We start from the raw sequence: 23004 nt of genomic DNA on the forward strand, positions 1-23004 counted from the left end.
CCGGTTCGTTATAGTGTCGCTGTGCGCCGTGTTGCTCACTGCTGCCCTATTGTGCTGAACTTGTATTTACCCGCCAATCTTCCAATATGAATCTTTTCCAGGCTATTATTATTGCTATCGTAGAAGGCCTTACTGAGTATCTTCCTATTTCCTCCACCGGGCATATGATCATTGCGAGCAGCCTGATGGACATCCACAAAGAAGAGTTTACCAAACTGTTTGAAGTGGCCATCCAGCTCGGCGCCATCATGGCCGTAGTCGTATTGTACTGGAGAAAGTTCTTCGATTTCAAGCGCTGGCAATTTTACCTGAAACTGATCCTGGCCGTAATACCCGCCCTCACACTGGGCTTGTTGTTTTCCGATAAGATCGATGCCCTGCTGGAAAGCCCTACGACCGTAGCCATCACCTTGCTGGTGGGCGGTATCGTGCTGCTATTCATCGACAAGGCTTTCGCCGGGCAGACTGATAAAGGCATCGATACCGAAGAAAAGATCAGCAATGGCAAGGCCTTCATGATTGGGTTGTGGCAGTGTATTGCCATGATACCCGGTATAAGCCGCAGTGCTGCCTCCATTATCGGTGGCATGCAACAAAAGTTGACACGTAAACTCGCTGCCGAGTTTTCCTTCTTCCTCGCCGTACCTACCATGTGTGCTGCCAGCGGCTACTCCCTGTTTCTGAAAGACTGGGAAGGCACGGGCACGCCGATGAAAGGGTATGAACTGATCCTGAGCTCGTCCAACAACCTCTATGCTTTCATCGTAGGCAATGTCGTTGCCTTTGTGGTGGCGATGCTGGCGATCAAGTTCTTTATCGGCTTCCTGCAAAAGCGCGGTTTCCGCCTGTTTGGCTGGTACCGTATCATTGCCGGCATCATCCTGCTGATCCTGATCTATACCCATGTGATCGCTGAATAACCTGTGCTGGCCCCTGACGTGTGCAATTGGCTTACTGTTTAAACCCTTCTGTTTATGCAAACAGCATCCAAAAAAGTAATTAACGGGTGGGCCATGTACGATTGGGCCAACTCGGTCTATAACCTCGTTATCACGACGACGTTTTTCCCGATCTATTTTAATGCCGCTACCAAAGATCATTTCAAAAGCGACAAGATTTCCTTTCTGGGTCGCGATTTCGTCAATTCCGCCTTATACGATTATGCCATTGCTGCTGCCTATCTGGTAATCGCGCTGTTGTACCCCATCCTTACTTCGATTGCCGACACCCGGGGCAATAAGAAAAAGTTCATGCAGTTCTTCTGCTATATGGGGGCGCTGGGCTGCAGTGCTCTATACTTCTTCGAGGGGGCCAATGTAGAATATGGCATATTCATGTTCATACTGGCCGCCATTGGCTACTGCGGCAGCCTGGTATTCTATAACTCCTATCTGCCCGAAATCGCTGCAGAGGCAGACAGAGACCGAATAAGCGCTAAGGGCTACTCTTTTGGTTACATCGGTAGCGTTTTGCTGCAGATCATCGGGTTTGTGTTGGTGCTGGTGTTGCCTAGCGCGGGCATGGCGTCAAGACTCACTTTTCTGCTGACAGGTATCTGGTGGCTGGGATTCGCCCAGATCACCTTCCGCATATTACCCGCTTCTCAACCGTCCATCCAGAAACATACTTCGGATATCCTCAAAGAAAGCTTCGGCGAGATCAAAAAAGTTTACAGTCAGGTAAAGCTGATGCCGGTACTGAAACGTTTCTTGCGTGGTTTCTTCTTCTACAACATGGGTGTACAAACCGTGATGCTGGCGGCTACCATGTTTGGCAGCAAAATGCTTGGTCTCAATGAAACCAAACTGATCATCACCGTGGTAATCATTCAACTGGTAGCCATCCTGGGCGCCTGGGGAATGTCACGGCTATCTGCCATATACGGCAACCTCAAGGTGTTGATGGGTGTGGTAGTACTCTGGATATTCATTTGCCTGGCAGCCTACTATACTGCAGTAGTAAAAGAAAACGGCGGCGATCCGGAATTCCATTTTTACGGATTAGCAGTGGCTGTAGGTCTCGTTATGGGCGGCATTCAGTCGCTCAGCCGCTCAACCTATTCCAAGTTGATGCCCGAGACCCGTGACACAGCATCATTCTTCAGTTATTATGACCTTACGGAAAAGATCGCTATCGTGATCGGCATTTTCAGTTTCGGTTTTATTGAAGAACTGACCGGCAGCATGAAAACCTCCGTGCTATCCTTAATCGTTTTCTTCGTCATTGGGTTAATCTGGCTATATTCGGCGCTGTATAAACAGCAACAAAAAGCTTCCTGATGAAACTACATACCGTACACACCGGCAACTTCAAACTGGATGGCGGCGCTATGTTTGGCGTGGTGCCCAAAAGCATCTGGCATAAACTCAATCCGGCCGACGACAACAATCTCTGCAGCTGGGCCATGCGCAGCCTGCTGATTGAAGACGGCAACCGCCTCATCCTGGTCGACAACGGTATCGGTGATAAACAGGACGCGAAATTCCTCGGTCACTACCACCTGCACGGTAACCACTCGCTCGATGGCTCGCTGCAACAGCTGGGCTTGCACCGCGATGACATCACCGATGTATTCCTTACCCACCTGCATTTTGACCACTGTGGTGGCAGCATCGTGCGCCAGGGCGATCAATTGGTACCCGCTTTCAGGAATGCCCACTACTGGAGCAATCTCCGCCACTGGGATTGGGCGACCAGACCCAATGAACGTGAGAAAGCCTCATTCCTCAAAGAGAATATTCTGCCCATCGAAGCCAGTGGCCAGCTCAAATTCATCGAACCCCTCGACGGCATCACTTTTGGACACCCTGATATCACTATCCGCTTCGTCAATGGCCATACCGATGCCATGATGCTGCCCCAGATCAACTACAAGGGACGCACCATCCTGTACATGGCCGACCTGCTGCCCTCCATCGGACATATCCCCTTACCGTATGTAATGGCCTACGACATGTTTCCGCTGACGACCTTGCAGGAAAAGAAAACCTACCTGACGGAGGCCGTCAACAACGATTATGTCCTTTTCTTCGAGCACGATCCGGTACACGAATGCTGTACCCTGCAGCAAACCGAGAAGGGCATACGTCACAAGGAGACGTTCAAATTGTCGGAATTGTAATTCAGGCACCCGCAGGCGCTTTACAAAATCGCAGGAAGAATTGCCAAACCCGCTTACCGCACCTCGATCAACGAGGTCAGGTCATGTCGCAGGTTGCGGTAGCTGAGCATATCCACCTTGACGCTGCCCACAGAGATAGGGCTTTCTACGCGCAAGGGTACATGGTTTTTGTCATCGCTCACCCATACGGTCATTTTCTCTCCGCCTTCAAAGATGGTGCCTTTGAGCAGCAGTGGCTTGAACTTGATGGCCCGGAACTTACCGTATTTGGTCTTTACGGTTTCTTTGCCCAGATAGCGGATGTACATTTCAAAAACCTCTTTATCGAGAAACAGGGAGAAGGTGATCTTGTCACCCGGCTTGTATTTGTTGAAGTCGATATTGCGGGCGTAATAGATCGCACTCAGCACATCCTGCACACATTCCGGCACTTTGAAGACGCCGTCATTCGTCACGGCCGCATTGGTGGTTTTGTTGAAATCGACGAGCTCGTACTTTTTGTAGCTGCCTTCATTCACGTTGCGTACAAAACGGTAGGGCTGAAAGGTGGCCGTATCGATATAGGTTTCGTATTTATCGCGCACTTTGAAGATACCGTCGTAGAAGCTGAAGGTTTTGCCTTCGCCGATGATGTGATACACGGGTTTGTTGTGCAGCCTTTCAACGCTCGACCGGAAGGTCGCTTCACCAGCCCCGATAAAGGCACCGGCAACCGTATAGAATACTTTATAAGTTAAGATTTCTTCCGGCTGGAAGGCCGTGTTCTTGATGGTGCAAAACCCGTCTCCCGATCCACTACCCGCCTGCATTGGAAAGCTGATCCCGAAGAGTCCGAAGAAAGCCAAAATTCGAAAGCTTTTCATGTATCAATCTTATTCTTAATAGTTAGTCGAATCAGCGACGCCGGGATGGATTTCCCCTATCTGTTTTTGAAGATACGGATTCCTAAAATTAACAAACTCCCGATCAACGCTGGTATTACTAAATTGATAATCCATATTGACAATGAGGTGGCCAATACCCCCCATGTGTTGGTGCTAAAAAATTGTACCAACTCTATACTTGCCTTCCACCGCACGCCCAATTCCGTGATCACTGCGATCGTCGGCACCACAGCCAGCACCAGGAAAACCACCCCAATAGACGCAAAAACCTGTACCGGGGTAAGCGACACCTCAAAAACCGAAAACACCAGGTAATATTGCCCGATAAACACAATATACCGGATTACAGATAAAGACAATATGCGCAGGAGGATAGTTGCGTTAAAAGAATCTAAAACATGGATATAGCGTACAAACCGTTCGATCTTTGGTATTTTTTCAATCCACCTCACCAGCCAGGCCAGCCGGAAATAAAATAATGTTAAAATGGCTGTACCGAATGCTGTACACCACAGCAGGGTATTGATCCAGAATACCAGCGACCCATCGCCCGGCTGTTGTGCAGCCACTACCTGTTTCATGTAGGCCAGCGCTCCCAGGCCCGCTACCAGGGTCACCAGTAACTGCGCGATGCTGCAAACGATGGTCAGTGAAATGCCCTGCACCCGCTTGCTCTCGTCGATATAGAGAATTCGCCCAACGTATTCACCAATGCGGTTGGGGGTGAAGAAAGCCATGGTGGTGCCGGTAAAGATCGCCTTGAGCGATTGCACGAAGCCGATGGGCTGTATGCGGTTGATGACCACCTGCCATTTACGGGCCTCGATGCTCCAGTTAACCAGCATCAGCAGCGCCGCCAGGCCCAGTTGCCAAAGGCCGTTGCCCTGCAGGGCCTCGCCGATATGCACAAAAGACTCCCGCCAGTTGGGTTGCCGCAGCAGTTGATGCCAGATCGACCAGGCGAGCACGATGAACACCAGCGGGCCGATCACATAGTTGAGGATTATTTTGATACTTTTGTTCAGCGGCTATAAGATTTGAATGCCCTGTCTGGAATTTATAAAGAGAACACACTCAACAAGTTCAGACAACGGGCAATGAGATACAAAATAAACTGAATTTGACCCATACCTTGCAACAGTCTCCAAAAATAATTCTTGGCATCGACCCGGGCACCCTCATGATGGGGTACAGCATCATTGCCGCTACGCCCCGGCAGATCAAGGTACTGGATATGGATGTACTGCGCCTGAGTGCCAAAAAAGACCAGTACGAACGCCTGCAACTCATTCACCAGAAGGTGACGGGCCTCATTGCCACCTTCAAGCCCCAATACTTCGCCATCGAGGCGCCCTTCTTCGGCAAGAACGTTCAAAGTATGCTAAAACTGGGCCGTGCCCAGGGCGTGGCCATTGCGGCTGCCATGGGCGCCAACCTCATCGTACAGGAATATTCGCCCAAGAAGATCAAGCAGTCCATTACCGGCAATGGTAATGCCGACAAGGAACAAGTCTGGAAAATGCTGCAACAGATCCTGGCGCTGCAAGATACCGTCATCAATCACTACGATATTTCCGATGCGCTCGCTGTAGCTGTTTGCCACCACTACCAGGAGCGGATCGTAGGTCCTTCTGCAGGTAATAAGGTAAAAGGTTGGGAAGACTTCATCAAGAACAATCCAGGGCGTATCAAGCTAAAATAGGAGCTCCAGGCATCCTACAAATTCGCCAGGATTTTTTCCTGTACGGCTTTCAGTTGCTCGGGGCTCAGTTTTAATTTGGGCCTGGTAAAATTAAGGTCGTCGGCACTGTTGATGGGTACCAGGTGCATATGCGCATGCGGCACTTCCAGGCCCATCACCGAGATACCACAACGATCGCAGGGAAAAGCCTTTTCAATCGCCTGGGCGATGGGCCTGGCAAACAGGAGTATTTCGGAGAGGTACGTATCGGGTACTTCAAAAAAACGGTCGATCTCCGTTTTGGGTACCACCAATACATGGCCTTCCGCCATGGGAAAGATATCGAGGAATGCAAAGAACTTGTCATTCTCCGCAATTTTGTAAGAAGGGATATCTCCGGCAATGATCTTCGAGAAAATAGTCATACCACCTGTCAATTTAGCTATAAGGTGAAGCAATTGGGATTTGAACCGTATGAAAGTAAAACCTTTCATGCAACAAAGCTAAGAAAGAGCGCCGGCTTGTGACACCGGGCATTAAAAAACCCCGCCGGTTGGGCGGGGCAATCTTATCGCGCAGCAGCTGAACTGCCAAAAAAGATGCTTAGGTAGTTATGTTTTCGATCTTAAACGTCACCACACCGGCCGGTATCTGCACTTCCGCAACATCACCAATGGTTTTACCCAGCAAGCCCTTCCCGATGGGAGAAGTAACAGAGATCTTACCCAGTTTCAGATCGGCTTCTTTTTCAGAAACGATCTGGTAAGTCAGTTCCTTCTTTGTTTTCAGGTTGCGCAGTGTGACCTTGGTCAGGATCGACACTTTGCTCGTATCTACATTATCGGCTTCCAGTACACGCGCACTGGCTAAGTCGCCTTCCAATTTTTTGATCTTGGCTTCCAGGATACCCTGGGCCTCTTTGGCAGCATCGTATTCGGCATTCTCTTTCAAATCTCCTTTTTCACGCGCTTCAGCGATCGCACGGGCAGCAGCGGGTCTGTCTACCGTACGCATCGTCAACAATTCAACCCTCATTTGTTCGAGTGTATCTTTACTTACATATAGAACACTACTCATAGTAACCTCCTTATTTTTTTAGTCCGGCGCTCGTTTGGCTCCGGTAACAGAAAAAAAGAACAACGCCTCAGGTATCCCGCTGAAGCGTTGCATGATTGTGTAACAGAGCAAAAATATAACTAAATTTTGAATTAAAACCCAAGGTTCCGGGAATATTGCCCAAAAAAACAAGTTCTAATTCAATTATAACCTGCTGGACAATAGGATACTCCGGCTCCTTTTTGTGTCAGGTCTACACATTTACGATACCCCTGCCCGCGAGGCTAAATGCCCAGCTTATCCAGCACCACTTTGGCCATCTTGTAGAAGGCCTCATGGCTGTATCCGGCAATGTGTGGCGTGACCAGTACATTCGGCTGTGCCAGCAACCAGTTGAGCTGCTGCTGCTCGGTGTCTGAATAGGTGGCCAGCTTTTCATTCTCCAATACATCCAGTGCAGCCCCGGCGATCTTGCCGTTTTTCAATGCCCGGATCAGGGCGGCGGTATCGTGTACCTTTCCCCGCGAGGTATTGATGAAATACGGTGTACGCTCCAGGCTGTTGAAAAAGTCGTCGTTGGCATAATGATACGTTTCATCCGTCAACGGCAAGTGCATACTGATCACATCAGCGTACCGGGCCACCTGTTCCCGGTTGGCCTCTTTCACCAACTCTTTCGCAAATCCGAACTTATACTTGTCGTGCGCCAGGATGGTAACATCGAACGACGACAATACTTTGGCAAAGGCGCCACCGGTATTGCCGAAGCCAATGATGCCAACCGTTTTGCCCGTCAGCTCGGTCGCCCGGTTCTGGTCGCGGATCCACTTGCCCTCCCGGATCTCCTGCATGCTGCTGTACAGCTTGTTCATCAAGCCGAGCACCATGCCGAGTGCCTGCTCACCCACGGCATTGCGATTGCCTTCGGGACTGCTGACACAGGTAATGCCTTTGGATTGCGCATAGGTCACATCGATCAGTTCCATACCACTGCCCAGGCGACCGATCCATTGCAGGCTGGCTGCCCGGTCCAGGATGGCTTTATCGATCTTCAATCGGGTGGTCACAATGAGCCCGGTTGCATCGGCGACCTGCTCCAGCAGTTCTTCATAGCTGATCTGGGGCAGGTACGCGACCGTATACCCCTTCAATTCCAATTGCTCGATGAGGTAATTGTGCACTTTGGCCGTAACGATAACTTTCTTCATGCTCACGTTTCTTCTTATTGGGATGATTTACTTTCCTTTTCTACTGCTTTCATTTTATCCTGGTAGCTAACGCCTTCTTTGATCCAGGCGGCAGCCGGTTTGCCAAGCAGGAAGTGGTCAAACCACTCGCGCTGGCGCTGCTGGTAATCGATCTGGTTTTCTTTTTTCGCCAACCCGTGGTTCTCATCGGCGTACACCAGCATCACATGCTCTTTCTCCATCCGGCGCATGGTACCATACATTTCGATACCCTGGTGCCAGTCTACCGCACCATCCTTGTCGCCAAAGGCGATCAGCAGGGGCGTCTTGATCTTATCGGCGTTGAACATCGGCGAGTTGCGGATATGCGCATCCATGCGCTCGTACCAGGGACCATCAAAGCGACCCTGGCTGGTCTCGAAGATCTTCTGATCGGGGATACCGTTGTTCCAGTAAATGGACATCGACATACTGATCAGGTCGGTCAGCGGTGCACCGGCACAGGCGGCGTTGAAGATATTGGTCTGCGATACGATGAACGAGGTTTGGTAAGCGCCCCAGCTATGCCCCATCAGGCCAATCTTGTTGCGATCGATCATACCCGTTTTCAACACCTGCTCTACGGCGGGCACCACACAATCTACCGCACTGGTACCGGGTTCGTTGATATCATACACGATATCAGGACGGAACACGAAATAGCCATTGGTGGTAAAGTTGGTGGTATTGTATGCGCTGCGGGTAGAAGGGTTTGTATACATATGGACGGTATTCGACAACAGTTCATAGATATAGACGATCATGGGATATTGTTTACCCGGCTCGTAGTTGGCGGGATAGAACAAGGCACCCTGTAATGCTTTTCCTTTCTTATTGGTAAAGTTCACCAGCTCGCTTTTGCCCCAATAGAAGTTCTGTTGCTGCGGGTTAGTAGCTACCACCTTTTTGTTGGCGGTGAAGTTCTCGGTCACGTACAACTCAGGCGAAACATTGTAGTCCATTTTGGTATAGGAGAATACGTTCGCATCTTTCGCCTTGATCAGCCGGTAAACGGTCGCATCTTCAAACACCAACGGGCTCACCTTGCCTTTCTCCAGCTTGTAGTAACCAAACTTCTTGGTCTTGTCGCCATAAGCCGACAGGTATACGGGCTTGGTGTCGTCGATGAAGGGGTCTTCAAAATCCAACCGTGTTACCCGGAATTGGATTTCATCTTTTTCGCCTTCGGTGAGTTTGCGTGTACCTTTTCCGTCGGGATTGAGGGCCCACACATTGTATTCATCGTATACGAGCAGCGCTGCGTCGCCCTTGGTCCAGCCAGCGGCCCCATACGGCGGTTTGGTAGCAGGATGGTCATCACGTACATTCCAGAAAGAACTGTTGAGGCCACCTGTCAGGTTGGTGGTAACACCCGTAGCAGTGTTGATCGTCCACCAGCTCCTATCCTTGAAATAGTAAGCATATTTGCCTTCGGTCGACAACACCGGTGCAGTATAAAAACCAGCCAGCGACTTTTCAAGCAGCAGTTTCTTTTCACCGGTGCGGGTATTCACGAGTGTATAGTCTGCAAAATCTTCTTTAAACGCAGGTTTGTATTTTTTGCTGGTACTGATCACTGCCCATTTCCGGTTGTCGCTGAAGCTCACATTGGGGGCAACGGCAGTCGCTATCTGGAAATACGTATTGTTGTCGATATTCCAAACAGCCTGGTAGCTCTGCTCTTTGTCTTGCGTATAAGTCAGTTTCTGACGGGGCTGGATCTCGGTATCCTTCCAATGCCATACATCTACCTGGGCCAGCTTCTCATCTTTCTTAGGAGCTGCTGCTGCCAGGTTCTTCGTGCTGTCGGCTTTTTTCGCAGTATCGGTTTTTGCCTTCACGGAATCTGTCGTTTTCTTCTCGTCTTTCTTTGGCTTGGCCGTCCAGCTCTTGATGCCAAAGAATGCGGCCGTCATATCATCGCTCAATACCAGGTTGGAAGCGCTGTTGATGCGCATGCTATCGGGAAAACCTTTGTAGGTAGTACCATCGAATATTTTCAGCACGGGTGCCTTGTAAATATTCACATAGGTATATACCTGGGCATTCTCTTCTTCATAGCCTTCTTTCTTGAACGATTTGAAGAAAGCCAGGCCTTCTCCTTCTTTTTGCCAGGTGAGCTTCGAAAAGCGGGCCGTATCACTGGCAAGGACCTTGAGGGAGTAATTGTCGAGATTGAACAACTCCACTGAATTGCCGGCCTGGTTGGCAGACTCTACGATGTAAGCGAGGTAATCGCTCCTTTTATTGAAAGACCAGGCAGTGACATTGCCGATGGTACGGGTGCTGCTGTCAGCCAGTTTTTTGAGCAAGAGTACAGCGCCCTTGTCTTTGTTTTCTTTGGGCGGGTCGAGGCTGATCGCCAGCAATTTACCGTTGCGCGAAAAGCGGAAAGACGATACATCCTGCACGACCTGCTTGCGGCCGGTAGCCAGGTTCAACAATCCCATTTTGTACTTGATGGGCTGCTTCTGCTCGCGCAGCTTTTCACCGTCTTTGTAGGAAACGCCGATCTGGTAGGCGATCCACTGGTTGTCTTTGGAGAATTCGAAGTTGGTGGCGAATTCTAGTTTATAGCTCTTATTGGTCAACCGGTTCACCACGTACAAGGTGTCATTCACTTCCTGTGAAGCTACGATGTAAGCTGCCCATTCACCATTGGGCGATAGATCTGTGAAGCTGAGCGATTGCCATTTGCCGTAGTCCTCCGGCGTAAGGTTTTTTTTCTGGGCCATTCCTACGGTCGTGAGGAACAAGGAAAGGGTTAACAGGGAAACGTGAAACTTCATAATAGTCGAAAGTTTAATGGGAGCTAAAATACGCAAGGAGGGGCATAAAAGCCTTTAAAATGTGACAGAAGCCCCCTTCCGCGGGCAGTTTTTCCCGATCGCGGTCATTAGTGGTTGGCAGGTCGTGCATATCGTCAAGCCAGCCCCCTCGTTCGTCAAAGTAATTATGCAGCCGTCTGCCATACCCGTTGCTTTGTGGTGTAAAGCATTATTCACCTCAAAATATGTCTTGTATGAAATGGATCAACCACCACCGGATAGTGGCCAAAACACTTGCCCTCCTGGCTTTCTGTGCCACTCTGACTTCCTTCGCGGCTTATCGCGGCGGAGACAGCTTCAGCATCTTCCTGAATGACAAACTTGTATTGCAACAACACCTGGCCATGAAAGAAGGTTTAAAGAGCTTCGAACTGGGTAAGGCCAATTACAACGACCAGCTGAGCATCACCTTCAGCCATTGCGGCCAGCCCGGCAAAGGAAGAAGTATTGCCATCAAAGACCAACACCACAAAACATTGAAAGAATGGCATTATGGAGACGGAGCCAATGCCAAAAGCAGCATGACCTGCAAAGTGGGTGACATCATCGACCTGCAAAAAAATAAAGGAGGGAAATTACAGCTGTATTACAGCTCCAAAGAAATGCCGGCCGGTCATCTGCTGGCAGCCATCGTAGTCAGTGGCACATCGGGCAAGACTGCCTCTCGTTAGGATATAGCATACAGCAATCAGCCACTGCTGGCCAGGTTTACGTCGCCCCGGTTGTATCCACAACAAGGGGCCTGGTCAGTTCACAAACACCTCATCGATGAACAGCCAGCTTTTGGCTTTCTTGTCTTTCACCCAGGGTACGATATTGCCAATAGGCTTCAGCACGACCCGTATGCATTGTAGCGGAGTCGGGGTAAAATCACCCGAAAAAGCAATATTATCCTTGCTGCGATCTTTCATACCGGGCGCCGGTGGCGTGATCGTTTTAAGTAGTTTGAGGCGCAGCGAATCGCGGCCGCCCCAGATCTGAATAGCAGCCGGTGGAAAGATATGTTCATCGACCGACTTGATCATGCTGATGGTGACATTGTTCACGGTAGCAGGGTGTCGGAACAGCAAGGTCGCGATCACCGGCCGCCCATGATAACCCAGCCATTTGCCATTGCCAAAGTTTGGCTCACTCTTATCGCGGTCGATCAGCAGTTGTGCTCCCTTTCCTTTGTATTTGGCCTCAGGTTCTGTGGCCAGCAAAATGCTGTCGACTTTCAAGCCCGACCGGTAAAATTGCTTCTGCACCACCTCGCTGGCTATCCAGCCCTTATGATAGGCCTTGGTTTTCACGAGGACCGTATTCTTCAATACGATCCCGTCGCTGTACAACGGTGAATGTAGGCTATCGGGCTCTTTCCCATCGAGTGTATACCGAATCTCCGAACCACCGATATAGTGTTTTAATTTGAGCGGCACCGGATCAGTGATCACCAGTGACTCGTTTTCAATAACCGGTGGTATGATCTTCAGGATGGCGGTGTCTTTGAACCCATAGTAGTAATGTACGGTTGGTGCCGAAGTTGCCAATGTTTGCTGCTGCGCTTCTGTGATGCCGGTATTCCAGAGATACAGCGCTTTCAATCGCTCCATGGCCTGCAAGTCCTTCACCTGATCGGCGTTGACTGGTGTACCGGTCAACGACAGGCTTTTCAATTGCCCCAACTGTTTCAGCTGTGCTAATCCACTTCCCGTGATCGCTGTAAAGTTGAGGCTAAGCTTTCGGAGGTTCCTGAACCTGGCAACCGTGGCCAGGTCGGCATCGCTCACCGGCATGCGGTCGAGGTTAAGCGACACGATCTGCTCGCCGACTGCGTTCAATGCCTCCAATTCTTTGGTTGTATAGAACGCCCGGTTGTAAAAGTTTACCGCCAGTGCCGGCGAACCAACAGCCACCGGGCTCACCATCCGATTGTTATTGCTCAACGACCTGATCTTGCCGTCATCGGCCGGCTCAAAATCATAGGTCGCTTCTTCAGCCGAATGCAGCAGGGAAGCTGCCATCGTCTTTAAGGTATCGCCGTCTGGCAGTTCCAGTACTTTCTTATCAAAGAGGCTGCCTCCCCTCACCCAAGCCTTTAGCAAATTGATCTCCATGGGCGTCAGCTGTGGCTTACCAACAGGCGGCATGTGTTTTTTGGCAGTCTCCGGCAGGTGCAGCCTTTGCATCAGCAGGCCAAGATCCTCTTTGGTAGTATCCCATAAATGACCGCTCTTGCCGCCTTGCAGTATGGCCTCCTTCGTGGCCAGGATCAGTTCACCTTTGGCTTTGCTATCGTTGTGACAGCTCATGCATTTGCTGTCGAGAATAGGTTTGATCACATCGTTGAACACCATCGCTTCTTCCAGCGGCGGTGCCGTATGCTCCCCCGTTGGCGTTACTGGTGCCCATACAAAGTTTTCACCGTGGGTAATATTGCCGCCAAAATGAGCGGCAACCAACAATACTAAAGTCCCTGTTAAAGCACCCATCTTTATTCCCATTGGCTTGCTCACGGCGGGCTTGAATGCATACAGGCCATACAACAGGAAAGACAACCCCGCTCCCCACCATTTATGCCAGGATAACATTCCTTCGTCATACCCCGGCTCTCTCGACAGCAGAAAACCGGTCAATGCCGTCAAGGCTGCTGTCACCGCCGCTCCCAACAGCAAACTGTCTTCAATAGGGTTCCAATAAGGTTGTTGCCTGCTACTCCGCGGCGAGCAAAGCACCCAGGCTGCATACAACAATACCAGTACGATGGGAAAATGAAGCAACATGGGGTGCGTTCGCCCTGGCACCTGCAACCAGGCAGGTACCATTATTTTGCTACTGACGATCAGGAAAAACAACAGCAATACATTCAGCGGCAGCAGGGATACGGCAATGACCTTTTTTATTTTCATGCCTGCAGACAGGGGATTGGTTAGTTGGGGGATTTCTATCTATTTAAGCGATCAGGTCCTTGATCACATTACCGGCTACATCGGTCAACCGGTAACGTCTGCCCAGGTGCTTATACACCAGCTGCTCATGATCGAGCCCCATCAATTGCATAATGGTGGCATGGAAGTCATGCACATGTACCGGGTTGCTGGCAATGTTGTAGCCAAACTCATCCGTTTCTCCATACACGCCGGGCTTTACACCACCACCGGCCATCCAAACCGTAAAACAACGGGGATGGTGGTCACGACCATAATTGTCTTTCGTCAGCTTACCCTGGCAGTAATTGGTACGACCAAACTCACCGCCCCAGATCACCAGCGTTTCATCGAGCAAGCCACGTTGCTTGAGATCGGTGATCAATGCGGCGCTCGACTGATCTACATCTTTACATTGACCTACTATCTGACCCGGCAGGTTGTCGTGCGCGTCCCAGCCCTGGTGATACAACTGCACGAAACGTACTCCACTTTCACTCAGCTTGCGGGCCAGCAAACAGTTGGCGGCATAGGTGCCGGGTATCAAACAATCGGGACCATACAGCTTTACGATCGATTCCGGTTCCCGACTCATATCGGTGATCTCCGGCACAGCCGTCTGCATCCGGAAAGCCATTTCATATTGCTGGATCCGCGTTTTGATCTCCGGATCGCCAAACTCGGCATAAGAGGCTTCATTGAGCTCCGCTACTTTATCGAGCATACGACGCCGGTCGGCTTTATCGATCGACTCGGGATTGTTGAGGTACAATACCGGATTCTCGCCACTGCTAAACTGCACACCTTGGTGCATGGAGTCGAGAAAACCATTGGTCCACAGTTTGCCATATACGCCCTGGCCATTCCCTTTTCCTTTCGACAGCAGCACACAAAATGCCGGCAGGTTTTTGTTCTCACTTCCCAGACCATAACTGAGCCAGGCACCCATACTGGGCCGGTTGCCCACCTGTGCACCGGTTTGGAAGAAGGTGAGCGCCGGGTCATGGTTGATGGCTTCTGTATAAAGTGTCTTGATGATGCAGAGGTCGTCGACCACGCTGGCGGTATGCGGCAGCAACTCACTGATCTGTGCACGCGCCTGGCCATACTCGCCAAATTTGAAGATGGTGCCCGCCAGCGGGAAATGTTCCTGCCCGCTCGTCATACCCGTAAGGCGCTGCCCCATGCGGATGCTGGCCGGCAGATCCTGGCCATGCATCTGCTGCAGTTTCGGCTTGTAATCGAACAGATCCAATTGCGAAGGCGCCCCATTCTGAAAGAGATAAATGATCCGCTTGGCCTTGGGAGCAAAGCGGGGCAGGCCCGCCATGATGGCTTCGGCCGGATCGTCTTTGAAGAGGTCCGGGATCAGTAAAGAACCCAGCGCAACACTGCCAAGTCCCATACCGAGCTTCGACAGAAAGCGGCGACGGTTGTGTGTGAGTCCATGCTCCAGCATTTCATTTTTCATACCCGATGGTTTGTACAGGCCTGGCCTGCTGTATAAGTACTACGACCTGGTGATGGCTTCATCCAGGTTATAGATGGTATTGACGGTTTTCATCATGGCCGCGCACAGATCTTTGTCCAGTTGCTTGTTGAGCGGATATTCGCCCACCTGCAGCGTTTTAGCCGCATCGAGTTGTTTCGATTGAAACAGCTTCAATTGTTCGACATAGTAAGCTTGCAGCACCTGCAGTTCCTTGTCGGAAGCCTTGCGGCAGATGATACGCCGGAAAGCCTGCGCAATCTTGTCTTTCGCATCGCCCCCCTCCCCCACGAGTCGCTGCGCCAATACACGTGACGCCTCGAGCGTCGCAGGATCGTTCATCATGATGAGCGCCTGCAAGGGCGTATTGGTCTTCAATCGTTTCACTTCACACTGGTCGCGGTTGCTGGCATCGAATACCAGCATAGAAGGGGGCGGCACCGTTAGCTTGATGAAGGTGTACATCCCCCGGCGGTATAGTTCGTCACCATGATCCTGTTGGTAGGTAGCCAGCACGCCACGACCCGAGGTAGCCGCTTCCCAGATCCCTTTGGGCTGATAGGGCTTTACGCTGGGGCCGCCGATGGTATTGATCAGCAGGCCGCTGCTCGAGAGCACCATATCGCGCACAAACTCGGCCGGGAGCCGGCTGCGCGGTCCATGCGAGAGGTAGATGTTATCCGGATCGATGGATTGCTTTTCTTGGGTCGTTTTCGTCGACTGGCGATAGGTGGCGCTCATGACGATCTGCTTCACAAATCGCTTTATGTCCCACTGGTGGTCCATGAAATCCACCGCCAGCCAATCGAGCAAGGCGGGATGTGAAGGCAGTTCTCCCTGCATACCAAAATCGCCGGACGTCTTGACGATGCCTTTGCCGAAAAATTCCTGCCAAAGCTGGTTGACAAATACCCTGGCCGTGAGTGGATTGTTGCGGTTGACCGTCCAGGCAGCCAGGCCCAGGCGATTGCGGGGATATTCCGCGGTATCGAATGGCATGATGGCATTCACGGCTGTGGCACGCACCTCTTCACCAGGCGCATCATAGGAACCTCTTTTCAGCACATGCGTTTTACGCAAAGTATCCAGCTCTCCCATCACCGATACGTAGAGGCGGCCGGTATCTTTGTGGTTGATGAAATTGAGTATTTGTTGTTGTTCTTCTTTCGAGATCTCCAGCACCGGTTTCTTGGCCAGCTTCGATTGGGTAATGTCGCCTTCAAAACCCATCTCCTTGCTGTTGTTGAAGAAAGCATAGAGGCGGTAATAATCCTGCTGGCTGAAGGGATCGTATTTGTGATCATGGCATTGGGCACATTCGATCGTAATACCCATGATACCCTTGCCGTACGTCTTGGTTTTATCGAGAATGTATTCTACGCGGTATTCTTCCGGTATCACACCACCCTCTTCTGTGTATTTGTGGTTGCGGAAGAAGCCGGTAGCCAACTGCTGTTCTTTGGTGGCGTTGGGCAGCATGTCGCCAGCGATCTGCCAGGTCAGGAACTGATCATAGGGCAGGTTCTTGTTGAAGGCATGGATCACCCAATCGCGCCAGGCCCATTGCGTGCGGATATTATCATCCTGGTAGCCATACGAATCGGAGTATCGTGCTACATCGAGCCAATGCACCGCCATCTTTTCTCCGAAGGCCGGACTGGCCAGCAGTTTGTCTACCATCTTTTCATATGCTTGTGGACTGGCATCCTGCATAAAGGCATCCATCAGGGTGATATCGGGCGGCAGACCGGTGAGATCAAAGGAGACACGTTTCAGCAGGCGCTCTTTATCGGCTTCTTCATTGGGAGAAAGCCCCTGGTCCTGCATAGCGGCCAATACAAAATAATCGAGGTCGTTCTTCACCCAATCTTTTTGTTTGGCAGCAGGCACTGCTGGTTTCACGGGTGCGATGAACGCCCAATGCTTTTCATAGGCCGCTCCTTCGGTGATCCATTGTTTGATGAGGGCGATTTCTTTTTCGTTGAGCAGGCCCAGGTGCGATTCGGGTGCAGGCATCTGGTAAGCCGGATCCGTGGAGATAATGCGTTTGTACATTTCGCTTTCTTCCGGCTTGCCGGGCACGATGGCGAAAGCACCTTTGGTTTCTTTGAGGGGTGCCAGCGCCGCGGTGGCCATATCGAGCCTTAATTCGGCAGCCCGCTTATTGGCATCAGGACCGTGACATACAAAACATTTGTCGGAAAGGATCGGACGGATGTGAAAGTTGTAACTCACCTTACCGGCCAGCGGGCCGGTAGCCGTTTGATGACAAGCTATTGTCGACACGGCGATGGTTATTATCATCGCCGACGCCACCCAAAGCCATTTGAGCTGGAAGCAATCGCGGAACATCATACCTGTTAGATTGTGATCAGGAATCCCTTTTCGCACTCGAGGTGCATTCCCTACCGGATACAGCGCTGGTATCACGCAGTTTGCCTATGACACAACACCTGCTACCGGTCAGATACACGTATGTCTGTAATATAACTAAAAAAAGCGAAACCGGCAGGGGCGGCCGGCCATGAAAGAAAGGGTAAAAAGCTTGCGGGGAGCTGATTATCAGTCTTTCCGGAACAACTTCCCGCAACCTTCAATCGATTGCGGGAAATTGCCTCGGGTATGTCAATGGCTTGCTGGAAATCGTGTTTAGTTAGTGATCTTGAGATAGTCTCCTTCCTGATAGACGGTGCCTTGCGCCAGGGCACGACCGATCATACCGATGATCTCGGCCTTCATATCTTCCGTTACCCGGTTGAAGCCGAAGATACGTGCCACAAAAGGCACCGCCGCCTCTGGCGGAATGGCCACAGAGTCGCGCACCACTTTTTCGATGGCCAGTATCATTTCTTCCGGGGCGATGTATTTGAGCTTTTTTACCGAGGCAGGCAAGTTGCTACGGTCACGCAGCTGCGGAATTTTCGACTGTTGGTACCATAGAAAGTCTTCACTCACCCGTATCCATAGATTCCCTGTTGCGTATTTTACGGCCTGCACCAGCGACTCCCGGATGCGTGGCCCCACGCGCGCCACGCCGGCCGCTTCAATAATACGGCGGGCCACCTCATCAAAATGCACCGGGCTTTCTATTTTCACGATCTCTTCAATCCATACCGATAACTGGCTGGTAGCATGCAGGTGGATCTCCTGGCTGGCGATGGCTTCGGGCACAGTGGCAAATACATAGTCGGGAATATCTGCCGCTTGCTCAGGCATCGACTCCCGCTGCAATACGAGGGGTGCCGCCTGCTCCTGCTCTTCCCATGCATCATCTTCCTGGTGTTGCGCCGCCCGGGCCTGTTCAATTGCCTCAGCCAGCCTTTTCCATTCACGCTCCGGATTTCGGAACCAGTCGGCACTCCAAATGCGGTATATGCGCCAGCCCATGCTCTCCAATACCTGCTGCCGCAGGCGGTCACGGTCGCGGGCCGATCGGGCTGAATGATAGGCTGCTCCATCGCATTCGATGCCGAGTAAATATCTACCCGGATGATCCGTATCTACCACTGCCAGATCGAGGTAATAACCGGCAGAGCCTACCTGCCGACGAACGGTATAACCATGCGCAGCCAACCGGTCCGCCACCATTTCTTCAAAGGGACTGTCGGCCGGTAAACCACTGATCTTTTCCAATTGATCGAGGCGACCATGCTGGGCATAGTACAGGAAACTCTTCAGTGCTTTGATACTGTATTTCTGGGTACGACTGATATCGATGTCGTCGGCCGTGATATTGGTAAACACTTCGCAGCGAAGCTTGGCCCGGGTGATCAATACATTGAGGCGCCGTTCGCCCCCTTCATTGTTCAGCGGACCGAAAGACATGCTCACCGATCGATCTGCCGCCCGGCCATAACCGATACTGATGAAGATCACATCACGCTCATCGCCCTGCACATTTTCGAGGTTCTTTACAAAGAAAGGCTCATCGGTATGTGCCGCAAAATAAGGCTCCAGTTCGGGGTGCTTGCGCCGACGCAACTCCAGCGCATCCTGTATGGCCTGTTTCTGTGCCATGCTGAAAGCCGCCACTCCGAGACTCAGTTTGGGCGACTTGCGTGCATGATCCAGTACGGCATCGGCTACCGCCTCCGCCTCCTTTTGGTTGGCGCGGGTTTTGCCCCGGTCGTATACGGTATCTTTCAGGTGATGGAATACCAACCCCATGCGACTTCTGGATCCGGGACTTGGGAATATCACCAGCTTGTTTTCGTAGAAGGCATGATTGGATAAGGTGATCAGCGACTCATGCCGGCTGCGGTAATGCCAGCGCAACATACGCTGTGGTGATCCCTGCGCATCACACATACCGAGAATGCTTTGCAGGTCGGCCGTTACATTATCTTCATCTTCCAGTTCTGCACTGAGGTTATCGAAAAAGCTGGTAGGCGGCAGCTGCTTGGTATCGCCTACAACGATCAACTGCTTACCCCGCAGGATGGCGCCCAGCGCTTCCACCGGCCGCACCTGGCTAGCCTCATCAAAAATAACGAGGTCAAACTCCACACTGCCCGGCGGCAGGAAATTGGCGATCGACAACGGACTCATCATGAATACCGGCTTGATGGCCTGTATGGCAATACCAGCCTCTTCAATCAATTTCCGGATCGGAATATGGCGGGCTTTCTTGTTGAATTCTTTGCGCAGCGTATTCACCTGTCCGCCTGCCTCGAGGCGCGGCATACTCTCCCAGTGGCGTGCCGCCACCCGGGCGCGGTTATACTGCAGGTTCAGTTTATCCGTTTGTCGGAACTGCTGGATCACCTCTTCGTGACTGGCCCGTTCAAACTTGCGCAACGAAGGGTTGGCCAGCACGGCCTGCTCATACAGGTACTCGAACCAGGTTTTACGCAGGGCAGTATGCAGCAGGTCTTTCGCTTGCTCCCAATAAGTAGCGGTATGAACGAGTGACAACAGGTTTTGCGTGGCAGCTGTTTCTACCAGTCCATTCCATTGAATGACCTGGTGCAGCTCCGGCAACCGTTGCTGCCAGGTTTGGAAAAGCGCTGCCTGTTTTTCAAAAGTCATTTGCAAAAAGCCACCGGCGCCAAAACGAAGCGACTCATCCAACTTGAGACCGGCAATGATGTCTGCGACCGACTGTTTGTGATGATCCAGTGCTTTATACAATTGATCGTGCCAATGTTTGGCTTCTTGGGGATTGCGGTGTGTTTGGAGGTAATCGAGCAAGACCACAGGCGCTGTGCGCGCGGCAATTTGCTTGTGTACGATCAGCAGGTAACGACTCGCCGCCTCCAGTACGTTCCAGTCGGTCTTCAGATTCTTCCAGTGGGGACCAAACAGGGATGCCGCTAATCCTTCGTGTTCCGCCAATTCGGCCTCCAGTCTTTTGCCTTCCAGGATCGCTTCCACATAAGCGAGTTTCTCATCGATCGTATCTGGCAAGCCTGCTTTGCAAAGTGTTCCGAGTAATTTATTGCTGCGGTTGTAGTCGCTGATGACGAACTTATACCACTTACGTCCATGCAACAGTAAGTGTTGCCGGATGGTCATCACGTCCTGCTGCCAGGCCTCGGGAATAAAAATGTCTTTGTATTGATCCCGCAATGCCACCAGTTGCTTACCCGTGGCGATCAACTCTTCGATATCGGCCTGGTAGAGCAACCAGTCATTTTGTGCGATGGCCATACCTTGCAGCAGGGGCTGCAGGGACAACAGCTTTAACCAACTGACGAGATCTGCTGCCTGTACGGCCGTCGTGGGCGCCGGCACACCTACATGTGCTGCCCCCTCCGTGGCTACCGCCTGCGCTTCACCAGCACGCTGTTCTCCCGCGGCAAAGGATGTCAACAAAGCTTTTTCGCCATTGGGCATCAGTACCTGCAGACCACTACCATAAAACAGCAAGGAGGCCGGTACCCCGATCTCCTTCAGGCGGGCCTGTATACGCAATGCCAGCGATTCGGCAGCCGACATGCGGGCAGCATCCCAGGCTGCAATATCTTCCAGTGGAATTTTCTCTACTTCTACTTGTTGCAATTGCTCCCTGATCTCCAACAGGTAACCAAACACCTGGTGTATCGTGAGTCCACTATTCGCCACCGGTGTATTGATGGCATAGCAATAGGTATTCAACTCCGCCTTCTGTGCCTCCAGCAACGTTACCTGTTGTTGCCACTGTTGCTGCGTAGGCTTGCCGAGTTCCAACACCCGCCGCAACTCCTGGTGGAGTTCTTTTTTATTGGCTTTGTGGCTGTGTAATTCCAGGCAGGCTTCACCGAGGTGAATATTATCCAAGCGGCGCTTTACCACCTCGAGGGCGGCCATCTTCTCCGCCACAAACAGTACCTTCTTGCCTTGCCCGATGGCATTGGCGATGATATTGGTAATGGTTTGTGACTTACCGGTACCGGGAGGTCCCTGCACCACCAGGTTACGTCCTTCGTTGACTGCCAGCATGGCCATTAATTGCGAACTATCGGCATCCACCACCTGAAAGAGGTCATTGGCCGACGTATCCTCATCGATATGGGCATCTTCCTCGATACCGATGGTTTCGCCAATAAATCCATCGCCCAACAAGCTGGATACGATGGTATGCGCCGCAGGCTTTTTATCAGTGGGCCATTTATTGCTGTCGAGGTCACTATAGATCATGAATTTGCCGAATGAGAAAAAACCCAATTCGATCTCATCCGGCACTACCTGCCACCGCGCTTTGGCATCGATGGCTTTTTCAATAGACTGAAAGTACTCTCCGATCGTAAAGTCATCGGGGTCTACCATATCGGGCAGTACGATCCCAAACTCGGCCTTCATCTTGGCTTGCAGGGAAATATTGGCGCCCATTTCCTCCAGCGTATAACGCAGGCGAAAGCGTTCGCGTGCACTGGAACGATCGAGTGTTACCGGCACCAGCACGAGGGGCGCCCGGCGCAACTCTTCGCTGTTGTCGGCTTCGTACCAATGCAACATACCCAACGAGAGGTACAGGATATTGACACCCTGCTCTTCGATCGACGTACGGGCATCGTAGTAGGTATTCAACAGCCGGCGCTGCAGTTGCAGGTCCGGCTCATTCGTTTGAAGTTTTGTATCTGTAATGGTCTCCTCCGTTACCGGTGGCAGATTGTATTCCTCTTCGGGTATTGCAGCGACCGGCTGCCCGGCATCCTCGATGGCTGCGTTTTGTGGGTTGGCGGTTGCACCATTGGCAGGCACCGCTTTGTCGTCCTCAACGGGGTCGAAAAGCTCCGCCGTCCTGGCAGCTACCGGTTTCGTTTTTTTTGACTGTTGAACAATGGCAGGCCGCAGTTCTGTGCCTTCATTTGAACCATGCTGCCCCGTAGCATCTGTAGCCAGCGAATCGTTGCCCGTTGCCGCATCGGCAGCTGCGGTAGCTACTTTTTTACCTGGAGCGATCTTCTCCGTCTTCACCAGCTTCTCCAGAAACGTCATCGCTTTACCCTGCGCCACGAGAATATCGTACACGCTGGCCGATTGCTCCTGCACGATCTGCAGGCCACGTGCCATCGGCATTTTATAATTCAACAGGGGATTGCGCAATCCAAGATCGAGTAACTCTTTGCGCGACGCTTCCAGTTTGTTCAAAATAGATTCACTCATATACGGTTGAAAAATACGGATAAAACAGCATTCGGGATTTTCATCGCCGTGCCGTTTGGTCAAGTTATAATTAATTAGATGTAGAAGTAAGTCGTGTTGAGTGAATTAAAGCTCAAATGGGGTGAATTGTTCCATCCGTCGCCTGCACTAAGTTAAATTTATTCTGGCAATAGGCTTTCCCCGACTTTTCGCTATTTTCATTGGGCATTCTTAACCCCCAAACTAA

The 23004-nt window shown here is 51.5% G+C and carries 15 protein-coding genes; 5 read left to right on the forward strand and 10 right to left on the reverse strand.

What is annotated here, in order from left to right; genetic code table 11:
* Positions 1-86: 86 nt before the first annotated feature.
* The 3 genes from P2W70_RS30445 to P2W70_RS30455 are packed head-to-tail and all read left to right on the forward strand — an operon-like array spanning position 87 to position 3121.
* Positions 87-920 carry an undecaprenyl-diphosphate phosphatase gene (locus P2W70_RS30445; protein ID WP_276485359.1) on the forward strand — a complete coding sequence of 278 codons (834 nt, stop codon included), beginning with the start codon at positions 87-89 and terminating at the stop codon, positions 918-920.
* A 54-nt stretch (positions 921-974) separates the two neighbouring features.
* Positions 975-2279: an MFS transporter gene (locus P2W70_RS30450; RefSeq protein ID WP_276485360.1), complete on the forward strand. Its 1305-nt coding sequence runs from the start codon at positions 975-977 to the stop codon at positions 2277-2279.
* On the forward strand, positions 2279-3121 hold the full coding sequence (locus P2W70_RS30455; RefSeq protein ID WP_276485361.1) for an MBL fold metallo-hydrolase: 843 nt from the start codon (positions 2279-2281) through the stop codon (positions 3119-3121). Before P2W70_RS30450 ends, P2W70_RS30455 begins: the two co-directional genes overlap by 1 nt.
* Positions 3122-3174: 53 nt before the next feature.
* On the opposite strand, the gene P2W70_RS30460 is transcribed toward P2W70_RS30455, so the two are convergent.
* Together P2W70_RS30460 and P2W70_RS30465 are read right to left on the reverse strand one after the other, a co-directional pair.
* Positions 3175-3984 (reverse strand): DUF3108 domain-containing protein, encoded by an 810-nt coding sequence (locus P2W70_RS30460; RefSeq protein ID WP_276485362.1) that lies wholly within the window; start codon positions 3982-3984, stop codon positions 3175-3177.
* A 56-nt stretch (positions 3985-4040) separates the two neighbouring features.
* Positions 4041-4997, reverse strand: coding sequence for a lysylphosphatidylglycerol synthase domain-containing protein (locus P2W70_RS30465; RefSeq protein ID WP_276485363.1), 957 nt, complete (start codon positions 4995-4997; stop codon positions 4041-4043).
* 128 nt (positions 4998-5125) lie between these two features.
* Between P2W70_RS30465 and ruvC the strand changes: the two genes are divergently transcribed.
* On the forward strand, positions 5126-5707 hold the full coding sequence (gene ruvC / locus P2W70_RS30470) for a crossover junction endodeoxyribonuclease RuvC (RefSeq protein WP_276485364.1): 582 nt from the start codon (positions 5126-5128) through the stop codon (positions 5705-5707).
* A 14-nt stretch (positions 5708-5721) separates the two neighbouring features.
* Here ruvC and P2W70_RS30475 read toward each other — a convergent pair whose 3' ends face one another.
* From P2W70_RS30475 to P2W70_RS30490, 4 genes are all read right to left on the reverse strand, one after another.
* On the reverse strand, positions 5722-6111 hold the full coding sequence (locus P2W70_RS30475; protein ID WP_276485365.1) for an HIT family protein: 390 nt from the start codon (positions 6109-6111) through the stop codon (positions 5722-5724).
* A 178-nt stretch (positions 6112-6289) separates the two neighbouring features.
* Positions 6290-6763, reverse strand: coding sequence for a transcription elongation factor GreA (gene greA / locus P2W70_RS30480; protein ID WP_276485366.1), 474 nt, complete (start codon positions 6761-6763; stop codon positions 6290-6292).
* Positions 6764-7026: 263 nt separating this feature from the next.
* Complete coding sequence (locus tag P2W70_RS30485; RefSeq protein ID WP_276485367.1) at positions 7027-7950, reverse strand: NAD(P)-dependent oxidoreductase; 924 nt, start codon at positions 7948-7950, stop codon at positions 7027-7029.
* A gap of 14 nt (positions 7951-7964) precedes the next feature.
* Positions 7965-10757, reverse strand: coding sequence for an alpha/beta hydrolase family protein (locus tag P2W70_RS30490; protein WP_276485368.1), 2793 nt, complete (start codon positions 10755-10757; stop codon positions 7965-7967).
* Positions 10758-10990: 233 nt separating this feature from the next.
* Here P2W70_RS30490 and P2W70_RS30495 point away from each other — a divergent pair, with 233 nt between their 5' ends.
* Entirely contained in the window at positions 10991-11467 is a 477-nt protein-coding gene (locus P2W70_RS30495) for a hypothetical protein (protein ID WP_276485369.1), read from the forward strand.
* Positions 11468-11542: 75 nt separating this feature from the next.
* On the opposite strand, the gene P2W70_RS30500 is transcribed toward P2W70_RS30495, so the two are convergent.
* The 4 genes from P2W70_RS30500 to P2W70_RS30515 form a co-directional block, all read right to left on the reverse strand.
* Positions 11543-13684, reverse strand: a complete 2142-nt coding sequence (locus P2W70_RS30500; protein WP_276485370.1) for an FN3 associated domain-containing protein — start codon at positions 13682-13684, stop codon at positions 11543-11545.
* A 43-nt stretch (positions 13685-13727) separates the two neighbouring features.
* Entirely contained in the window at positions 13728-15173 is a 1446-nt protein-coding gene (locus P2W70_RS30505; RefSeq protein WP_276485371.1) for a DUF1501 domain-containing protein, read from the reverse strand.
* 39 nt (positions 15174-15212) lie between these two features.
* Positions 15213-17546 (reverse strand): PSD1 and planctomycete cytochrome C domain-containing protein, encoded by a 2334-nt coding sequence (locus P2W70_RS30510; RefSeq protein WP_276485372.1) that lies wholly within the window; start codon positions 17544-17546, stop codon positions 15213-15215.
* A 294-nt stretch (positions 17547-17840) separates the two neighbouring features.
* On the reverse strand, positions 17841-22778 hold the full coding sequence (locus P2W70_RS30515) for a DUF3320 domain-containing protein (protein ID WP_276485373.1): 4938 nt from the start codon (positions 22776-22778) through the stop codon (positions 17841-17843).
* Between the last annotated feature and the right edge of the window lie 226 nt (positions 22779-23004).

It is taken from the genome of Paraflavitalea pollutisoli (assembly GCF_029360705.1).
GTDB lineage: Bacteria > Bacteroidota > Bacteroidia > Chitinophagales > Chitinophagaceae > Paraflavitalea > Paraflavitalea pollutisoli.